Origin of the sequence: Variovorax ginsengisoli (assembly GCF_030811835.1) — a bacterium.
In the GTDB taxonomy this organism is placed as follows: Bacteria; Pseudomonadota; Gammaproteobacteria; order Burkholderiales; family Burkholderiaceae_C; genus Variovorax; species Variovorax ginsengisoli_C.
Genome location: NZ_JAUSRO010000011.1, coordinates 129,268 through 144,653 on the forward strand (window position 1 = coordinate 129,268; position 15,386 = coordinate 144,653).

Genomic DNA, 15,386 nt, shown 5'->3' on the forward strand with positions numbered 1-15,386 from the left:
CGCCCCTTCCGCTGCGTGCAGACATCGCCCTGCGGCGCTTCCTGTTCTTCACGTACCGATCGACCACCCGCCCCACGCCATGCAATCCCGTACCGACCCACCGTGCATTCGCGTCGCGCTGGTGGAAGACGATCAGCACTTCCAGCATGCGATCGTCTCGGCCATCGCCACCGCCGCGGACATCCGCCTGATCGGCATCGCCGGCACACGCGAAAAAGGCCTGCAAATGCTCGGTGGATCGCCGGCCGACGTGCTGCTGGTCGACCTGGGACTGCCCGATGGCTCGGGCATCGACGTGATCAAGGCGGCGCAGGTGCGCTGGCCGCAGTGCGCCGTGATGGTCAACACCACCTTCGGCGACGAAGCGCACGTGCTGAGATCGATCGAGGCAGGCGCCTCTGGCTACCTGCTCAAGGACAGCGCGGCAGCCACCATGCTCCAGGAAATTCGCAGCTTGCACGCGGGCGGCAGCCCGATCAGCCCGCTGATCGCGCGCCAGATCCTGCGGCGCTTCCACCCCGGTGGGGGCCTGGCAGCGCCCGCGACCACCGTGCGCCCGGCGACGGTTGCCGCAGGACCGGCTGGTTCCGCGAGGACACCCCTCCCCCCCACCGCCGAGGGCACGCAGGCACAGCTCTCGGCGCGAGAGAAGGAGGTGCTGGAATTCATCACCAAGGGCTTCACCGCCGACGAGATCGCCCGCCTCATGAACGTCTCGGTGCACACCGTGCAGACTTACATCCGGCGCATCTACAGCAAGCTGAACGTGCATTCGAAGGCCGAGGCCATCTACGAGGCGCGCAACCAGGGCCTGCTGCCCATCTGATCCTTTCGATTCGGCACGACGATCGTCTTCAAGCCGCCGCGGGCGGCGTCGACGGCACCGGCCTGAGGGCACGCGCGCCGAAGATGGCGCTGCCGATGCGCACCATCGTCGCACCCTCGCGCACGGCCGCTTCCAGGTCGGCGCTCATGCCGATGGACAGCGTGTCCAGCGCCAGGCCCCTCGCATTCAACGCCACGAACAGCTCGCACAAGGCGCGATGCGGCGCGCGTTGCGCGTCGAGCGTGTCGGCCGGCTCCGGGATCGCCATCAACCCGCGCAGCACCACGTGGGGCAAGGCCGCCACCGCACGCGCCACGTCGGCCACGTCCGCTGGTGGCACGCCGCTCTTGCTCGCCTCGCCGCTGATGTTGACCTGCAGGCACAGCTGCAGCGGCGCCAGACCTGCTGGGCGCTGCGCGCTCAGGCGCTCGGCGATCTTCAGCCGGTCGACCGAATGCACCCAGTCGAACTGCTCGGCCACCACGCGCGTCTTGTTCGACTGCAGCGGCCCGATCATGTGCCACTGGATGCGCGCGCGCAGGTCGGCCAGCGCGGCGATCTTTTCGATGCCTTCCTGCACGTAGTTCTCGCCGAACGCGGTCTGGCCGGCATCGAAGGCCTCGCGCACCGCATCGGCGCCGAAGGTCTTGGACACGGCGAGCAGCCGCACGGCCCCGGGCGCGCGTCCGGCCGCCACGCAGGCGGCGGCGATGCGTTCGTGGATGCGCATCAACTGCGCGGAAATCGTCGTCATAATCTTCAAAAAAGCGTATTGAACGCATCAGGGAGAACACATGGAACTTCACACTCTGCTCGCGCGCAGCGTCGCCGACAAGGCCTCCGACCTGCACCTGTCGGCCGGCCTGCCGCCCATGCTGCGCGTGCATGGCGAGCTGCATCGCATCGACGGCCTGCCAGCGGTCGATGCGACCACCGTCAGTGCCATGCTGCACGACATCATGAACGATGCGCAGCGCGAACAGTACCGCACACAGGCGGACATCGACTTCGCGCTCGCCATCGACGGGCTTGGGCGCTTTCGCGTGAACGCCTTCCACCAGTCGCGCGGCGCGGCGGCAGTCTTCCGCACGATCGCAGGCGCAGTGCCTTCGCTGGCTCAGTTGGGCGCGCCGCCGATCTTCGCCGAACTCGCCCGCCGGCCGCGCGGCCTGGTGCTGGTGACCGGGCCCACCGGCTCGGGCAAGTCGACCACGCTGGCCGCCATGATCGACCACCTCAATGCCAGCACGCCGGGGCACATCCTCACGGTCGAGGACCCGATCGAGTTCGTGCACGTGCCGCGCCGGTGCCTCGTGCAGCAGCGCGAGGTCGGCCACACCACGCACAGCTTTGCCGCGGCGCTGCGCTCGGCCCTGCGCGAAGACCCCGATGCGATCCTGGTGGGCGAGCTGCGCGATCTGGAGACCATCCGCCTGGCACTCACCGCCGCGGAGACCGGCCATCTCGTGTTCGGCACGCTGCACACCGCCTCGGCCGCCAAGACCATCGACCGCATCGTCGACGTGTTTCCCGGGGATGAGCAGGCGCTGGTGCGCGCGATGCTGTCGGAGTCGCTGCAGGCGGTGATCGCGCAGACGCTGTGCCGCAAGCGCGACGGCACGGGCCGCGTGGCCGCCCATGAAATCATGCTGGGCACGCCAGCCATCCGCAACCTGATCCGCGAGAACAAGGTCGCGCAGATGTACTCGGCGATCCAGACCAGCGGCGCACAGGGCATGCAGACGCTCGACCACCACCTGGCCGCGCTGGTACGCGCGGGGACCCTTGCGCCGGCCGAGGCGCGCGCCCACGCACGCCAGCCGGAGAACTTTCCGGACAATCCGAGAGACACCCTGCGCACCTGAGCGAATCTGGGACACTTCGGCGGTGTCCTTCCCTGCTTCCTCCTGCCCTGTCGAATGGGGTGGCCAGACCCTGGCCCTGCTGCCCGAACGCGCGCTATGGTGGCCCGCCGCGCAAACGATCTTCATCGCCGACCTGCACCTGGGCAAGGCCGCGACCTACCGGGCGCTGGGCCAGCCGGTGCCCGGCGGCACCACGCAGGAGAACCTCGCACGCATCGACACGCTGGTGGTGCGCCATGGCGTGCGCCAGATCGTCTTTCTCGGGGACTTCCTGCATGCGGCGCAGGCACGCACCGCGCCGCTGCTGGCGATGCTCGGCGCCTGGCGCACGCGCCATGTGTCGGTGGACATGACGCTGGTGCGCGGCAACCACGACAGCCGCGCGGGCGATCCGCCCGAGGCGCTGGGCATCGCGGTGGTCGACGAGCCGTGGCTGCTCGGGCCCTTCGCCTGCTGCCACCATCCGCAGACGCATCCGACCCACTTCGTGCTGGCAGGCCATCTGCATCCGGCCTGTACGCTGCATGGCCGGGGCCGCGACAGCCTGCGCATGCCCTGCTTCGTGCAGGAAGGTGCGCAGGCCATCCTGCCGGCCTTCGGCGAATTCACGGGCGGCTGGAAGGTCGACGCCGCACCTGGGATACGGCGCTACGGCGTGGGCGGCGACGCCGTCTGGAAACTGCCGGGCTGAGAAGACCCTCGGCCTTCTCTACTTCGCCACGTGGCCGTAGCAGGCCTTGAGCGCGGTGTAGTCGTAGAAGTGCTGCGTGGCGGCCACCTTGGCGCCATCGCAGGCGGCCTGGAAGTCGGTCTCTTTCTCGTTGTAGAGCATCTTCACCAGCAGCCGGCCGCTGCCGTTGCCGTACACGTCCCACTGCATGTTGGCAGCCATCGGCGACACGTACTCGCCGCGCCAGGCATTGCTGTCGTAGCTGAAGGTCGATGCCTTGGGCACCTGCTGCACCATGCCCTTCATGCCCATGCGGACTGCGAACGGCATCAGGATCTCGGCGTGTGCGAAGCGCAGCTTGGCCGCATGCGACAGGTCGCCACGCGCGATGGCGTCGACCTCGTTGAACATGTCGTCGACCAGGATCTGCGCCATGCGGTAGTTGATGTCGCCCTTCTCCGTCATGCCCGGGCCCTTGTCGTAGAAGTCGGAGCCGTCGTTGAGCGCCGCGAAGAAGCGGGCCTGCGCTACCGGCATGTAGGCCGTGAAGTCGACGCCGGCCTCGGCCCTCATGGCGGGCGCGATCACGTACAGCTCGTAGAGCAGCGAGCCAGCATCGCCCAGGCTCTTGATGGTGGTCTTGCCGTCGCCGTTGAGGCTGGGCGCGAACCTGCCGTCGTCGCTGGTGTAGGTGAAGGTTCCGCTGTTGGCGAAGCTGTAGCTGCCGTCCGCGATCTTGTCGACGAAGCTTTTGGCGAACAGCCGTTCGAGCAGCACGCGGCCGGCGGCTGCCGCATCGGGCGTGAGCGTCAGGCCGCTCTGCTTGGCCAGCAGGTCGGCATCGCTGCTCTTGTAGGCCTGGTAGGCCTGGCTGTCCCGGTAGGTCGTGGAGAGCGGATCGGTGCTCTTGGTCACCAAATCGGTCGCCTTCACCAGCTTGTGAAAGTACAGCAGGAAACGGTTGGTGCCTGCGGGCTGTGCGACGGCGGTGCCGGTGTCCGGGTAAGGCGCCGGCGCCGCCGGGTAGACGACCAAGGGCGCCAGCGCAGGCTGCGCACTCTTGAGCGACTGCACGAAGAAGTTGCCGCTGTCGACCGCACGGTCCACGCCCGAGGTCACGGTCACGATCTGGCGCGGCGCGCTGCCGGCTGCATCACCCACCTGCTTCCAGTAGGCCGGCAGGCGTTGCAGCATGCGCGCCGCGAGTTGCGTGTGTTCGCCGATGCCGACCTGCGTCTCGTTGCCATAGCCCGGTGTGGAGATGCCGGTCACGCCGTAGCCCAGCAGGAAGTTCGCCTTCATGATCTTCAGCACGTCGGGGCCGAGCCGGGCGCCGAGCGGCGTGAGCGCGCCATCGTCCTGCGCCTTCTTCCACATGTTGTAGACCGCCAGGTCGTACTTGAGACTGGACAGCCCGCGCGAGCCATGCCGCGCGATCAGCTCTGTATAGACCGGTGAAAAGCCTGCGGGTGCAGCCTCATAGGTGCTGGTGTCCTGCTGTGCGCGGTACGGTGCCTTGGTCTGGTAGTAGCGATCGGTCAGTGCCGCGGCAGCCAGCAGCGTGCGGACGTCGCCGCTGTCGGTGGTGGCGGTCGCAAAGGCGGTGCGGATGCGCTGCAGGCCGTCGTCGGAGGCCGATTTCAGCGCCGCCTTCACGGTGGCGTCGGCCTCGTCGTTGAAGTCGGTCAGCAGCTTGGCGGCCGGTACACCGACCGCGAGCGCGACCTTGGCCACCGCCGCATCGAAGCCGAGGCCGTTGGACTCCATCTCCTCGACCACCGCGGTTGAATGGAAGTCGATCACGCCCGGCGCCTCCTTGGGCGCGCGCAACACCATGTGTTGCGAGACGGCCTGGGTGCTGCGCGTCGCCGGATCGAGTTCCAGCGCATCGGTACCGATCTCGGCCACCAGCGCCGCACCCGAACCGGCCAGCGTGAAGCGGCCCTGCGCGTCGGTGCGCACGGCCGTCTCGCCGTCGTCGCAGCGGCCGTTGGCATTCAGGTCGAGGCAGACCTTGGCGTTGACGAAGTAGCTGCCAACCACGGCGCCGCTGGTCGAAACGGTGGGAGCCGGGGCCGGTGAGGTCCCCGTACCGCCCGCAGGCGTGGTGGCGGTGCCGGCTGCGGGAGACGCGGTGTCGGACGAGCCGCCACAGGCGGCCAGCAGGCCGGTACAGGCGCAGAGCGCAAAGAGGACACGCGCGGCTGTGCCGGGCAAGCGCAACAAGGCGCCGGATATATTCTTCATGGAGGGTGGCGATGACCGCGAACAGGAAGCGCGCAGTGTCCGCGTCGCACATGACAGGTCCGTGACCCGTCAAGACGCTCTCAGAGCACGACGGGCGCGTCCGGCAGTTCGTTGCGGTCGGCCTCGCCCTCGGCCAGCGGGAAGTGCGCGACCAGCAGCGCCGACACCTCCTCCAACGCCTGCGTGAGCCCGTCCCCGAAGCGACCTTCTCTGAAGGCCGCGCCCATGCGCAGCGTCATCGCGTGCCAGTCGTCGGCGTCGACATGGCGGCCGATGCCGCGGTCGGCCACGATCTCGATCGCGTGTTCGGCCAGCAACAGGTAGATGAGCACGCCGTTGTTGTGCTCGGTGTCCCAGACGCGCAGCTTGCCGAACATCATGAGCGCGCGTTCGCGGGCAGGTGCGTCACGCCACAGGTAGGACATGGGCAGCCCACCTTCGATGCAGATGCGGATCTCGCCGCTGTGGCGCCGCTCGCTGGCACCCACGCGTTGCGTGAGCGCTTGCAGCAGGTCGGGCGCGATCAGCCGGTTGGCCGTCGCATCGTCGAGCCAGCGATGCCGGAGCATGCGTGACAGGCGTTGGAACCAGGAGGTCATGCGCATCTCACCAGCTTCCCGAGGCGCCGCCGCCTCCGAAATTGCCGCCGCCGCCCGAGCTGAAGCCACCCCCTCCGCCGCTCGACCGGCCGCCGCCGAAACCACCGCCCATGCCGCCCATGCCCCCCATTCCACCGCCGAAACCGCCGCCACGGCCGTCCGTCAGGAACATGGAGCCGAAGAACGTGAACACCATAGCCACCACCACCGCGATGGCCGCCAGCACGACACTGGACGTCAGCACCAGCGCGACCGCGCCTGCGCCCACGCCGGTGGCCAGCGTGCCGAGCTTGTTGCCCAGCATCGCGCGCGCCAGGCGTCCGAAGAACAGCACGCCGACGAAGAGGAAGATGCCGAGTTCGGCCCAGTCACCGCCGAAGCCGCCGACCCCTCGGCCGCGCGCCTCGGTGACGGGACTGGGCACCGCAGGCAGCGGTTCGCCGGTGATGCGTGCGATGAGCTGGTCGGCCGCCGCATCCAGCCCGCCGGCATAGTCGTCTTTGCGAAAACGCGGCGCCATGGCCGTGTCGATGATGCGGGCCGCGGCGAGATCCGGCACCGCGCCTTCGAGTGTCTTGGCCACCTCGATGCGCATCTTGCGGTCGTCCTTGGCCACGATCACGAGCACGCCGTCGCCCACGTCCTTGCGGCCGATCTTCCAGGCGTTGCCCACGCGATTGGCATAGCTGGCGATGTCTTCGGGCTGGGTGGTCGGCACCATCAGCATGACGATCTGCGAGCCCTTCTGCTGCTCGAAAGCAGCCAGCTTGGCGTCGAGCGCCGTGCGCCGGGCCGCCTCGAGTGTGCCGGTCTGGTCGATCACCCGCGCCGTGAGCGCGGGCACCGGCAGCACGGCCTGCGCCCGTGCGCCGCCGGCCAGCGTGCACAGCAGTGCGAGCAGCGCCAGCGGGACGACGAGGAAGGCTGCGCAGGCGCTGCGCAACGGGCGCGCCACGTTCATGCGCGCGTCACTTCTTCGGTGCGCTGAAGTCGACCGTCGGCGGCGTCGAGATCTGCGCTTCGTTCTGCACGCTGAAGGTGGGCTTGGGCGCATAGCCGAAGACCTTGGCCGTGAGGTTGGTCGGGAAGCTGCGCGCGAGCACGTTGTATTCCTTGACGCTGTCGATGTAGCGGTTGCGCGCCACGGTGATGCGGTTTTCAGTGCCTTCGAGGGTCACGCGCAGATCGCGAAAGGCCTGGTTGGCCTGGAGGTTGGGGTACCGCTCGGACACCACCAGCAGCCGCGACAGCGCGCCCGACAACTCGCCCTGCGCCTGCTGGAACTTGTTGAAGGCCTCGGGATTGTTGAGCGTCTCGGGCGTCACCTGGACCGAGGTGGCCTTGGCACGCGCCTCGATCACCTTGGTGAGAGTGTCCTGTTCGAACGCTGCCTCGCCCTTGACGGTGGCGACGATGTTGGGCACCAGATCGGCGCGGCGCTGGTACTGGTTGAGCACTTCGCTCCAGGCCGACTTGCTGGCCTCGTCGAGCGACTGGAACTGGTTGTAGCCGCAGCCGCTGAGCGACAGTGCGACCGCGATGATGAAGAGCCAGCGTCGAATCATGTGTCTATTTCCCTTGAAAGAAGCGTTGCCGCCGGCACCCGGCGTGCCCGGTCACGGCGCAAAGGTAGCATACCGGTCTGTTCTCCAGCCATCGAGCCTCCGCGCATCCAAGCCATGCCCACCAAGACCAAGCTCAGCGCCGCCGCCCTCGGCGGCACGGCCGACGACACCGAAGCGGCCTTCTACGAAGCGCTGCAGCGCGGCGACATCGACGCGCTGATGGCCTGCTGGTCCGATGACGACGAGGTGTTCTGCGTCCATCCGGGCGGCCCTCGCCTGGTCGGCACCGGCGCGATCCGCGCGGCGTTCGAGCAGATGTTCGCCAACGGCGCGATCCACGCCTCGCCCGCGCGCGTGCGCAAGGTGGAGTCGCTCGCGAGCGCGGTGCACAACGTACTCGAACGCATCGAGGTGCTCACGCCCGAAGGCGCGCGCCATGCCTTCGTGCTGGCCACCAACGTGTATCACAAGACTGCCGAGGGCTGGCGCATGGTCGCCCACCACGCGAGCCCCGGCACGGCGCAGGCGCCCGACGACCTGGACAACACGCGCCAGACCCTGCACTGACGGCCGACGCCCTCCTCTGCCCATGAGCGCCATGGACTACATCGCGCCGCGCTGGCTGCCCGGCGGCAACCTGCAGACCATCTGGCCGGCGCTCTATGCACGCCGCCACGAAGGCACGCCGCCCGCCTACCGGCGCGAGCGCTGGACCACGCCCGACGGCGACTTCATCGACGTCGATTTCCTGGATGCCCCCGCAGCCGCCGCAGCCACAGGCGGTGCGTGCCCGTTGCTCGTGCTGTTCCATGGCCTCGAAGGCTCCTCGCGCAGCCACTATGCCGAGGCATTCGCGGCGTACGCGGCAATGCACGGCTGGGCTTTCGCCGTGCCGCATTTCCGGGGCTGCAGCGGCGAAATCAACCTGGCGCCGCGTGCCTACCATTCGGGCGACTTCGAAGAGATCGGCTGGGTGCTGCAGCGCCTTCGCGCACAGCACGACGCGGCCGGCGGCGGCCCGATGCTGGCAGCCGGCGTGTCGCTGGGCGGCAACGCCCTGTTGCGATGGGCCGAAGAGGCCGGCAGCGAGGCCGCGCGCACGGCCCGTGCCGTGGCCGCCATTTCGGCGCCGCTCGACCTGGCCGCTGGCGGCGAGGCGATCGGCCGCGGTTTCAACCGGCTGGTCTACACACGCATGTTCCTGGCGACCATGAAGCCCAAGGCGCTGGCCAAGCTGGCGCAGCACCCTGGCCTGTTCGACCGCGACCGCCTGCTGGCCGCGCGCGACCTGTATGCCTTCGACGACGTCTTCACCGCCCCGCTGCATGGCTTCAGGAACACCGCGGATTACTGGGCGCGCGGCTCGGCCAAGCCGCATCTGCACACCATCGACGTGCCCACGCTGGTCGTGAACGCACGCAATGACCCTTTCGTTCCGGCCGCCAGCCTGCCGCGCCAGGCCGACGTGGGCGCCCATGTGACGCTCTGGCAACCCGCACACGGCGGCCACGTCGGCTTTGCGCAGGGTCCGCCCCCCGGCCACGTGCGCGGCCTGCCCGAGCGCGTGGGCGACTGGCTGGCCCGGCACCTCTAGTGGGCATGCGGCGGCCCCGGCACGGGCGCGACGGGCTGCGGGCACAATGCCTTGATGGACGACATCGTGAAACAGGCCCTGGCCAAGTGGCCGAACGTGCCCGACTGTTATGGCTGGCTCGGCCTCGACGCACGCGGCAACTGGTACATGCGCGACGACCAGACCCAGGCCCAAGGGGCGTTCCCCGCGGCCAAAGGTTCGCTGCTGCGGCACGACAAGCTCATCGACTTCATCCAGCGCAACTACGAGCACGACGATGACGGACGCTGGTTCTTCCAGAACGGGCCGCAGCGCGTGTACGTCGAACTGGAGGCCGCGCCGCTGGTCTGGCGCATCGACGACGACTTTGCCGTCACCAGCCACACGGGCCAGGACGTCGAACCCACGGCGTGCCTGCTCGACGAAGACGGCAAGCTGTACCTCGCCGCCCCGCTCGGGCTCGGCCTGGTGCATACGCAGGATGTGGGCATCGCGGCCGAGGCGATCGAGCAGAAGCGGTGGCAGCCACCGGAGACGGTGCAGGCGGCGACCTTGCCGGCGCGCTTCGGGCATGTGCTGAGCCCCGCGGCGACCCAGCCGAAAGCGTAAAAAAACCGGCCGAGGCCGGTTTTTTCAAGTCGCGCACCGGGGTGCCGACGCAGCAGACTTACTTGCCGCTGGCCGCTGCGGCAGGCGCAGGTGCGGCGGGAGCAGCCGGGGTCGCCGGAGCGGCCGAAGCCGCCGGCATGGCATCGGAAGCCGCTGGTGCGGCGCCGTCGGCTGCAGCGGCACCGGCTGCCGGACGGTCGGGCACCGGGAACGTGGCACCGCCCGCATTGGCCATGTAGACCACCGCGCGGCCGATTTCGAGGTCTTCGAAATCGCCACCACCTTGCGGCGGCATCGCATTCTTGCCCTTGAGCGCATGCTCGAGCAACGTGGCGTAACCCTGGGCCAGGCGCGGGCCCCAGGCTGCGGCGTCGTTCAGGTGCGGCGCGCCGGGAATGCCGGGTGCGCCATGGCAGGCTACGCATTGGGCCTTGAAGACGGCCTCCCCGGTGGCCAGCGGCCGGTTGGCATCGCGAATCTCGATGGTGCCGACGCGCTTGAGCCGATCGGCGATTTCTCGATCGCGCGACTCCTGCGACACCCCGTAGAGCGACATGTTGTCACCCTGCGCCACGCCCGAAGGCCGGTTGCCGGATACCACATAGGACACGAGTCCCACGATGATCGCGATCGGCGCAATGAACGAGAAAAAGACGGCGAGCAGCAGCTGCTTCGGATTCTTGATCGGGCCGGTGTGGGCGTCGGGGGTAGCCTGGTTATGCGGGTCTGCGCTCATGGCGTCCTCTCATCGGGGGCTTCTGGGACTTCTAGATCAACGCGCGATTATAGGGAGCCCCTCGCCACATCCCGGTCAGGGGCGCGACACTGGCGCTTCCGGCGTCCAACCGCCGCCCAGCGCCTTGTACAAAAGCACCTGGTTCTGCAGCTGCAACAGACGCACCTGCACCGCCGACTGCTGCGCGGCGAACAGCGAGCGCTGCGAATCAAGCAGGTCGAGCGAACTGGCAATGCCGTTGCGGTAGCGCAGGTCCGACAGCTTGAAGCGCACGCCTTCGGCATCGGCCTGCGCACGCAGCGCGCGCACCTGCTCGCCCAGCGTGGCGCGGCCGGCCAGCGCGTCGGCGACTTCGCGGAACGCCGTCTGGATCGCCTTCTCGTACTGCGCCACCGCGATCTGCTGGCCGGCGCGGGCCGAGTCGAGCGTCGCCTGGTTCGCGCCCGCATTGAAGATCGGCAGCGTGATCGACGGCGCGAAGGACCAGGCCTTGGTGCCCTTGTCGAACAGGTTGGAGAACTCGCTGCTCGCGGTGCCGATGCTGGTGGTCAGCGACACCCGCGGGAAGAAGTTGGCGCGGGCCGCACCGATGCTGGCGTTCGCCGCGATCAGTTGCTGTTCCGACGCACGGATGTCCGGGCGCTCGGTGAGCAGGTCCGACGGCAGGCCGGCAGGCAGGTCGCGCATCGGCGCTGCGGCGTCGAGGCGCAGGGCACCACCCGACAGCGCCTCGGGCGGCACCGGCGCGCCGAGCAGCAGGGCCAGGGCGTTCTCGTCCTGCGCGCGCTGCCGCTGCTGCTGCGCGTAGGTCGCACGTGCGGTCTCGGCCTGCGAGTTGGCCAGCTGGTAATCGATCTCGGACACCACGCCGTTGTCGAAGCGCAGCTTGGTCAGGCGCACCGACTCCTCGCGCGTATCGAGCGTCTGGCGCGTGAGCGCGAGCAGCTCGTCGTCGGCGACCAGCGTGAGCCAGCCGTTGGCGACCGAGGCGATCAGGCTGATCTGCGCCGCCTTGCGCGACTCCTCGGTCGACAGGTACTGCGCCAGGGCCTGTTCCTTCAAGCTGCCGATGCGGCCGAAGAAGTCGAGCTCCCAGGCCGTGATGCCCAGGTCGACCGAATAGTTCGACGCCACGCTGCCGCCCAGGCCGAGCGCCTGGTACGGGTTGGGGCTGGAACGCGAACCGCTGGCCGACACGCCGACCGACGGGAACAGCGCCGATCGCTGGACCTGGAACTGCGCGCGCGCCTGCTCGATGTTGAGCACCGACACCCGCAGATCGCGGTTGTTGGCGAGCGCCGTGCGGATCAGGCCCTGCAGGCGCGGGTCGGTGAAGTAGTCCTGCCAGGGCACCGTCGCTGCGGCCGGGCCAGCCGGCTGCGCCGGGTCGTTCGGGAACGTGGTCGGCACCGGCGGGGCGGGGCGCTCGTAGGTCGGGATGAGCGAGCAGCCGGCCAGCAGCGCGGCCGCGGCTACCGCAGTCAGCGCGCTCATTGCGCTCGAGGCGCCGCGAAGGTTGGATCGCTTAGTCATGGGTGGGCTCGATTCCTGCAGCCGCGGCGTGGCGCCGGTCGGCTTCCTGCTGGCGCTTGCTGCCCTTGAACAAGGTGCGCACGACGACGAAGAAGATGGGTACGAAGAACACGGCGAGGACGGTGCCGGTCAGCATGCCGCCCAGCACGCCAGTGCCGATGGCGCGCTGGCTCGCGGAGCCAGCACCGGAGGCGATCACCAGGGGAACCACACCGAGGCCGAAGGCCAGCGAGGTCATCACGATCGGGCGGAAGCGCAGGTGGGCGGCTTCCAGCGCGGCCTGTACCACGCCCTTGCCCTGGGCCTGCAGGTCCTTGGCGAACTCGATGATCAGAATGGCGTTCTTCGCCGACAGGCCGATGATGGTGATCAGGCCCACCTGGAAGTACACGTCGTTCGAATACGAACGCAGCATCGTCGCCAGCAGCACCCCGAGCACGCCGCAGGGCACGACCAGGATCACCGACAGCGGGATCGACCAGCTCTCGTACAGCGCGGCCAGGCACAGGAACACCGCCAGGATCGCGAAGCCATAAAGGATGATGGCCTGCGAACCCGCGAGCTTTTCCTCGCGCGACTGGCCCGTCCATTCGAAGCCGAAGCCCGCCGGCAGCTGCGCTGCCAGCTTCTCCATCTCGGCCATCGCCTCGCCCGAGCTCAGGCCCGGCGCCGCCGAACCGGTGATGCGCACCGCCGGGTAGCCGTTGTAGCGCACCGTCTGCTGCGCACCCGTGACCCAGCGCGTCGACGCAAAGGTCGACAGTGGCACCGACTGGCCCTTCGTGTTGCTCGCGTTGAGCTTGAGCAGGTCGTCGGGCTGCATCCGCGCCGGCGCATCGGCCTGCACCACCACGCGCTGCAGGCGACCCTGGTTCGGGAAGTCGTTGATATAGCGCGAGCCCAGTGCCGTCGACAGCGTCGTGTTGATGGCATCGAAGGTCACGCCCAGCGCATTCGCCTTGTCGCGGTCGATGTCGATCTGCAGCTGCGGCGCGTCTTCCAGCCCGTCGGGCCGGACCTGCGCGAGCAGCTTGCTCTTGCCCGCCATGCCCAGCAGCTGGTTGCGCGCATTCATCAGCGCGTCGTGGCCGGCGCCGGCACGGTCCTGCAGCCGGAAGGTGAAGCCGCTGGCATTGCCCAGCTCCGAGATAGGCGGCGGGCTCAGCGGGTAGATGAAGGCATCGCGCACGCCCGACAGCGCACCGAAGGCGCGGCCCGCCAGGCCGTCGGCAGACGCACCGGCGCCCTTGCGCTCGTCCCAGTCCTTGAGCGTCACGAAGGCGAGGCCGGCATTCTGGCCCTGCCCCGAGAAGCTGAAGCCCAGCACGCTCACCATGCTCTGCACTTCGGACTGCTTGAGCATGAAGCCTTCGACCTTCTCCATGACCGACAGCGTGCGTTCCTGCGTCGCACCTGGCGGCAGCTGGACGTTGACGATGATGTTGCCCTGGTCTTCCTGCGGCAGGAAGGAGGTCGGCAGGCCGCGGAACAGCAACACCACCGCGCCGATGATGGCCACGTAGATGATCAGGTAGCGCGCCGCGCGCTTGAGCAGCCGCGCGACGAAACCTTCATAGCCTTTGGCCGTGCGCGAGAAGCCGCGGTTGAACCAGCCGAAGAAGCCCTTTTTCTCGTGATGGCTGCCTTGCTCCACCGGCTTGAGCAGCGTGGCGCAGAGCGCCGGCGTGAGCGACAGTGCCATGAAGGCCGAGAAGGCGATCGACGACACCATCACCGCCGAGAACTGGCGGTAGATGTTGCCGGTCGAGCCGGCGAAGAAGGCCAGCGGCACGAACACCGAGATCAGCACCACGGTCACGCCGATGATGGCGCCCGAGATCTGCTTCATGGCCTTGCGCGTCGCATCGAGTGGCGACAGGCCCTCCTCGGTCATGATGCGCTCGACGTTCTCGACCACCACGATGGCGTCGTCCACCACGATGCCGATCACCAGCACCATGCCGAACATGGTCAGCACGTTGATCGAGAAGCCCAGGGCCCCCAGCACGGCGAAGGTGCCCAGCAGCGCGATCGGCACCACGATGGTCGGGATGACCGTGTAGCGCCAGTTCTGCAGGAACAGGAACATCACGACGAACACCAGCGCGACGGCCTCGAACAGCGTCTTGACCACTTCGGTGATGGAGATGCTCACGAAGCGCGAGCTGTCGTAGGGAATGCTCCACTTCACGCCCTTGGGGAAGTACCTGGACAGTTCTTCCATCTTGGCGCGGATCGCCTTGGCGGACTGCAGCGCGTTGCCGCTGGGTGCGAGCTGGACGCCGATGCCGACGGCCGGCTGCCCGTTCAGGCGCGCCGAGGTCGAATAGGCCTGGCCGCCGAGCTCGATGCGCGCGACATCCTTCAGGCGCACCGCCGAGCCGTCGGTGTTGGCCCGCAGCACGATGTTGCCGAACTGCTCGACCGTGCTGAGCTGGCCCCGCACGACCACGGTGGCGGCGATCGCCTGGCCCGTGATGTTGGGCAGGTCGCCGATGGTGCCGGACGACACCTGGGCGTTCTGCGCCGTGATGGCAGCGTTGACGTCGCCCGACGACAGGCTGAAGCCCTGGAGCTTGGCCGGATCGATCCACACGCGCATCGCGCGCTCGGTACCGAAGAGCTGCGCCTGGCCGATGCCAGCGACGCGCTGCAGTTCGGGCAGCACGTTGCGCGAGGCGTAGTCGCCCAGCGCGATCGGGTCGATGGCCGGATCGTCTGACGACAGGATCGTGAACAGCAGGAAGTTGTTGCGCGACTTGTCGACGCGCACGCCCTGCTGCGTCACGGTGGCCGGCAGGCGCGGCGTCGCGCGCGACAGCCGGTTCTGCACGTCGACCTGTGCGAGGTCGGCATTGGTGCCGGTCTCGAAGGTCACGGTGATCGTGCCCGAGCCGTCGGCCTGTGCGACCGATTCCATGTAGATGAGGCCGGGCGAGCCGTTCATCTCGCGCTCGATCACGGACAGCACGCTGTCCTCGAGCGTCTGCGCCGACGCGCCGGGGTAGGTGACGTTGATGACGATCGCCGGAGGTGCCACCGGCGGGTACTGCGAGATCGGCAGCTGCGTGATCGACACAGCCCCCATCACGATGACGAACAGTGCGATCACCCACGCGAAGATGGGACGATCGATGAAGAATTTGGCCATGCGGGCGGGCTC

Annotated in this window: 14 protein-coding genes; 6 read left to right on the forward strand and 8 right to left on the reverse strand. The window is 68.5% G+C overall.

Features of this window, described 5'->3' with window-relative positions; translation table 11 throughout:
• Positions 1-79 precede the first annotated feature (79 nt).
• Positions 80-826 carry a response regulator transcription factor gene (locus J2W36_RS17590; protein WP_307691044.1) on the forward strand — a complete coding sequence of 249 codons (747 nt, stop codon included), beginning with the start codon at positions 80-82 and terminating at the stop codon, positions 824-826.
• Between the two features lie 28 nt (positions 827-854).
• Here the strand turns inward: J2W36_RS17590 and J2W36_RS17595 are convergent, their stop codons facing one another.
• Positions 855-1,580 carry a YggS family pyridoxal phosphate-dependent enzyme gene (locus J2W36_RS17595; protein ID WP_307691045.1) on the reverse strand — a complete coding sequence of 242 codons (726 nt, stop codon included), beginning with the start codon at positions 1,578-1,580 and terminating at the stop codon, positions 855-857.
• Positions 1,581-1,620: 40 nt separating this feature from the next.
• Here J2W36_RS17595 and J2W36_RS17600 point away from each other — a divergent pair, with 40 nt between their 5' ends.
• Positions 1,621-2,691, forward strand: a complete 1,071-nt coding sequence (locus J2W36_RS17600) for a type IV pilus twitching motility protein PilT (protein WP_307691046.1) — start codon at positions 1,621-1,623, stop codon at positions 2,689-2,691.
• A 22-nt stretch (positions 2,692-2,713) separates the two neighbouring features.
• On the forward strand, positions 2,714-3,382 hold the full coding sequence (gene pdeM / locus J2W36_RS17605; RefSeq protein WP_307691047.1) for a ligase-associated DNA damage response endonuclease PdeM: 669 nt from the start codon (positions 2,714-2,716) through the stop codon (positions 3,380-3,382).
• Positions 3,383-3,400: 18 nt separating this feature from the next.
• Here pdeM and J2W36_RS17610 read toward each other — a convergent pair whose 3' ends face one another.
• The 4 genes from J2W36_RS17610 to J2W36_RS17625 all read right to left on the reverse strand — a co-directional run bounded on the left by J2W36_RS17610 (position 3,401) and on the right by J2W36_RS17625 (position 7,772).
• A complete protein-coding gene (locus J2W36_RS17610) occupies positions 3,401-5,608 on the reverse strand; it encodes a hypothetical protein (RefSeq protein WP_307691048.1) in 2,208 nt (735 codons plus the stop codon).
• A gap of 80 nt (positions 5,609-5,688) precedes the next feature.
• Positions 5,689-6,213: a TPM domain-containing protein gene (locus J2W36_RS17615; protein WP_307691049.1), complete on the reverse strand. Its 525-nt coding sequence runs from the start codon at positions 6,211-6,213 to the stop codon at positions 5,689-5,691.
• A gap of 1 nt (position 6,214) precedes the next feature.
• On the reverse strand, positions 6,215-7,168 hold the full coding sequence (locus J2W36_RS17620) for a TPM domain-containing protein (protein ID WP_307691050.1): 954 nt from the start codon (positions 7,166-7,168) through the stop codon (positions 6,215-6,217).
• A gap of 7 nt (positions 7,169-7,175) precedes the next feature.
• A complete protein-coding gene (locus J2W36_RS17625; RefSeq protein WP_370869345.1) occupies positions 7,176-7,772 on the reverse strand; it encodes a LemA family protein in 597 nt (198 codons plus the stop codon).
• A 114-nt stretch (positions 7,773-7,886) separates the two neighbouring features.
• On the opposite strand from J2W36_RS17625, the gene J2W36_RS17630 reads away from it, so the two are divergent.
• Genes J2W36_RS17630 through J2W36_RS17640 form a run of 3 tightly spaced genes read left to right on the forward strand, consistent with a single transcriptional unit; the run spans position 7,887 to position 9,954 of the window.
• Positions 7,887-8,339: a YybH family protein gene (locus J2W36_RS17630; protein WP_307691051.1), complete on the forward strand. Its 453-nt coding sequence runs from the start codon at positions 7,887-7,889 to the stop codon at positions 8,337-8,339.
• A gap of 31 nt (positions 8,340-8,370) precedes the next feature.
• Positions 8,371-9,366: a YheT family hydrolase gene (locus tag J2W36_RS17635; protein WP_307691130.1), complete on the forward strand. Its 996-nt coding sequence runs from the start codon at positions 8,371-8,373 to the stop codon at positions 9,364-9,366.
• A 54-nt stretch (positions 9,367-9,420) separates the two neighbouring features.
• Positions 9,421-9,954 carry a DUF2946 family protein gene (locus tag J2W36_RS17640; protein ID WP_307691052.1) on the forward strand — a complete coding sequence of 178 codons (534 nt, stop codon included), beginning with the start codon at positions 9,421-9,423 and terminating at the stop codon, positions 9,952-9,954.
• Between the two features lie 58 nt (positions 9,955-10,012).
• On the opposite strand, the gene J2W36_RS17645 is transcribed toward J2W36_RS17640, so the two are convergent.
• The 3 genes from J2W36_RS17645 to J2W36_RS17655 form a co-directional block, all read right to left on the reverse strand.
• Positions 10,013-10,690, reverse strand: coding sequence for a c-type cytochrome (locus tag J2W36_RS17645; RefSeq protein ID WP_307691053.1), 678 nt, complete (start codon positions 10,688-10,690; stop codon positions 10,013-10,015).
• A 75-nt stretch (positions 10,691-10,765) separates the two neighbouring features.
• Complete coding sequence (locus tag J2W36_RS17650; RefSeq protein ID WP_307691054.1) at positions 10,766-12,223, reverse strand: efflux transporter outer membrane subunit; 1,458 nt, start codon at positions 12,221-12,223, stop codon at positions 10,766-10,768.
• The gene (locus J2W36_RS17655; protein ID WP_307691055.1) at positions 12,216-15,374 is read right to left on the reverse strand and encodes an efflux RND transporter permease subunit; all 3,159 of its coding nucleotides are present in this window, start codon (positions 15,372-15,374) and stop codon (positions 12,216-12,218) included. Before J2W36_RS17655 ends, J2W36_RS17650 begins: the two co-directional genes overlap by 8 nt.
• Positions 15,375-15,386 lie beyond the last annotated feature (12 nt).

What these genes read in the sequence shown, in the direction of transcription:
- J2W36_RS17590 (WP_307691044.1), top strand. Translation starts at nt 80, where the DNA reads ATGCAATCCCGTACCGACCCACCGTGCATTCGCGTCGCGCTGGTGGAA.
- J2W36_RS17595 (WP_307691045.1), bottom strand. Translation starts at nt 1,580, where the DNA reads ATGACGACGATTTCCGCGCAGTTGATGCGCATCCACGAACGCATCGCC.
- J2W36_RS17600 (WP_307691046.1), top strand. Translation starts at nt 1,621, where the DNA reads ATGGAACTTCACACTCTGCTCGCGCGCAGCGTCGCCGACAAGGCCTCC.
- J2W36_RS17610 (WP_307691048.1), bottom strand. Translation starts at nt 5,608, where the DNA reads ATGAAGAATATATCCGGCGCCTTGTTGCGCTTGCCCGGCACAGCCGCG.
- J2W36_RS17615 (WP_307691049.1), bottom strand. Translation starts at nt 6,213, where the DNA reads ATGCGCATGACCTCCTGGTTCCAACGCCTGTCACGCATGCTCCGGCAT.
- J2W36_RS17620 (WP_307691050.1), bottom strand. Translation starts at nt 7,168, where the DNA reads ATGAACGTGGCGCGCCCGTTGCGCAGCGCCTGCGCAGCCTTCCTCGTC.
- J2W36_RS17625 (WP_370869345.1), bottom strand. Translation starts at nt 7,772, where the DNA reads ATGATTCGACGCTGGCTCTTCATCATCGCGGTCGCACTGTCGCTCAGC.
- J2W36_RS17630 (WP_307691051.1), top strand. Translation starts at nt 7,887, where the DNA reads ATGCCCACCAAGACCAAGCTCAGCGCCGCCGCCCTCGGCGGCACGGCC.
- J2W36_RS17635 (WP_307691130.1), top strand. Translation starts at nt 8,371, where the DNA reads ATGGACTACATCGCGCCGCGCTGGCTGCCCGGCGGCAACCTGCAGACC.
- J2W36_RS17640 (WP_307691052.1), top strand. Translation starts at nt 9,421, where the DNA reads ATGGACGACATCGTGAAACAGGCCCTGGCCAAGTGGCCGAACGTGCCC.
- J2W36_RS17645 (WP_307691053.1), bottom strand. Translation starts at nt 10,690, where the DNA reads ATGAGCGCAGACCCGCATAACCAGGCTACCCCCGACGCCCACACCGGC.
- J2W36_RS17650 (WP_307691054.1), bottom strand. Translation starts at nt 12,223, where the DNA reads ATGACTAAGCGATCCAACCTTCGCGGCGCCTCGAGCGCAATGAGCGCG.
- J2W36_RS17655 (WP_307691055.1), bottom strand. Translation starts at nt 15,374, where the DNA reads ATGGCCAAATTCTTCATCGATCGTCCCATCTTCGCGTGGGTGATCGCA.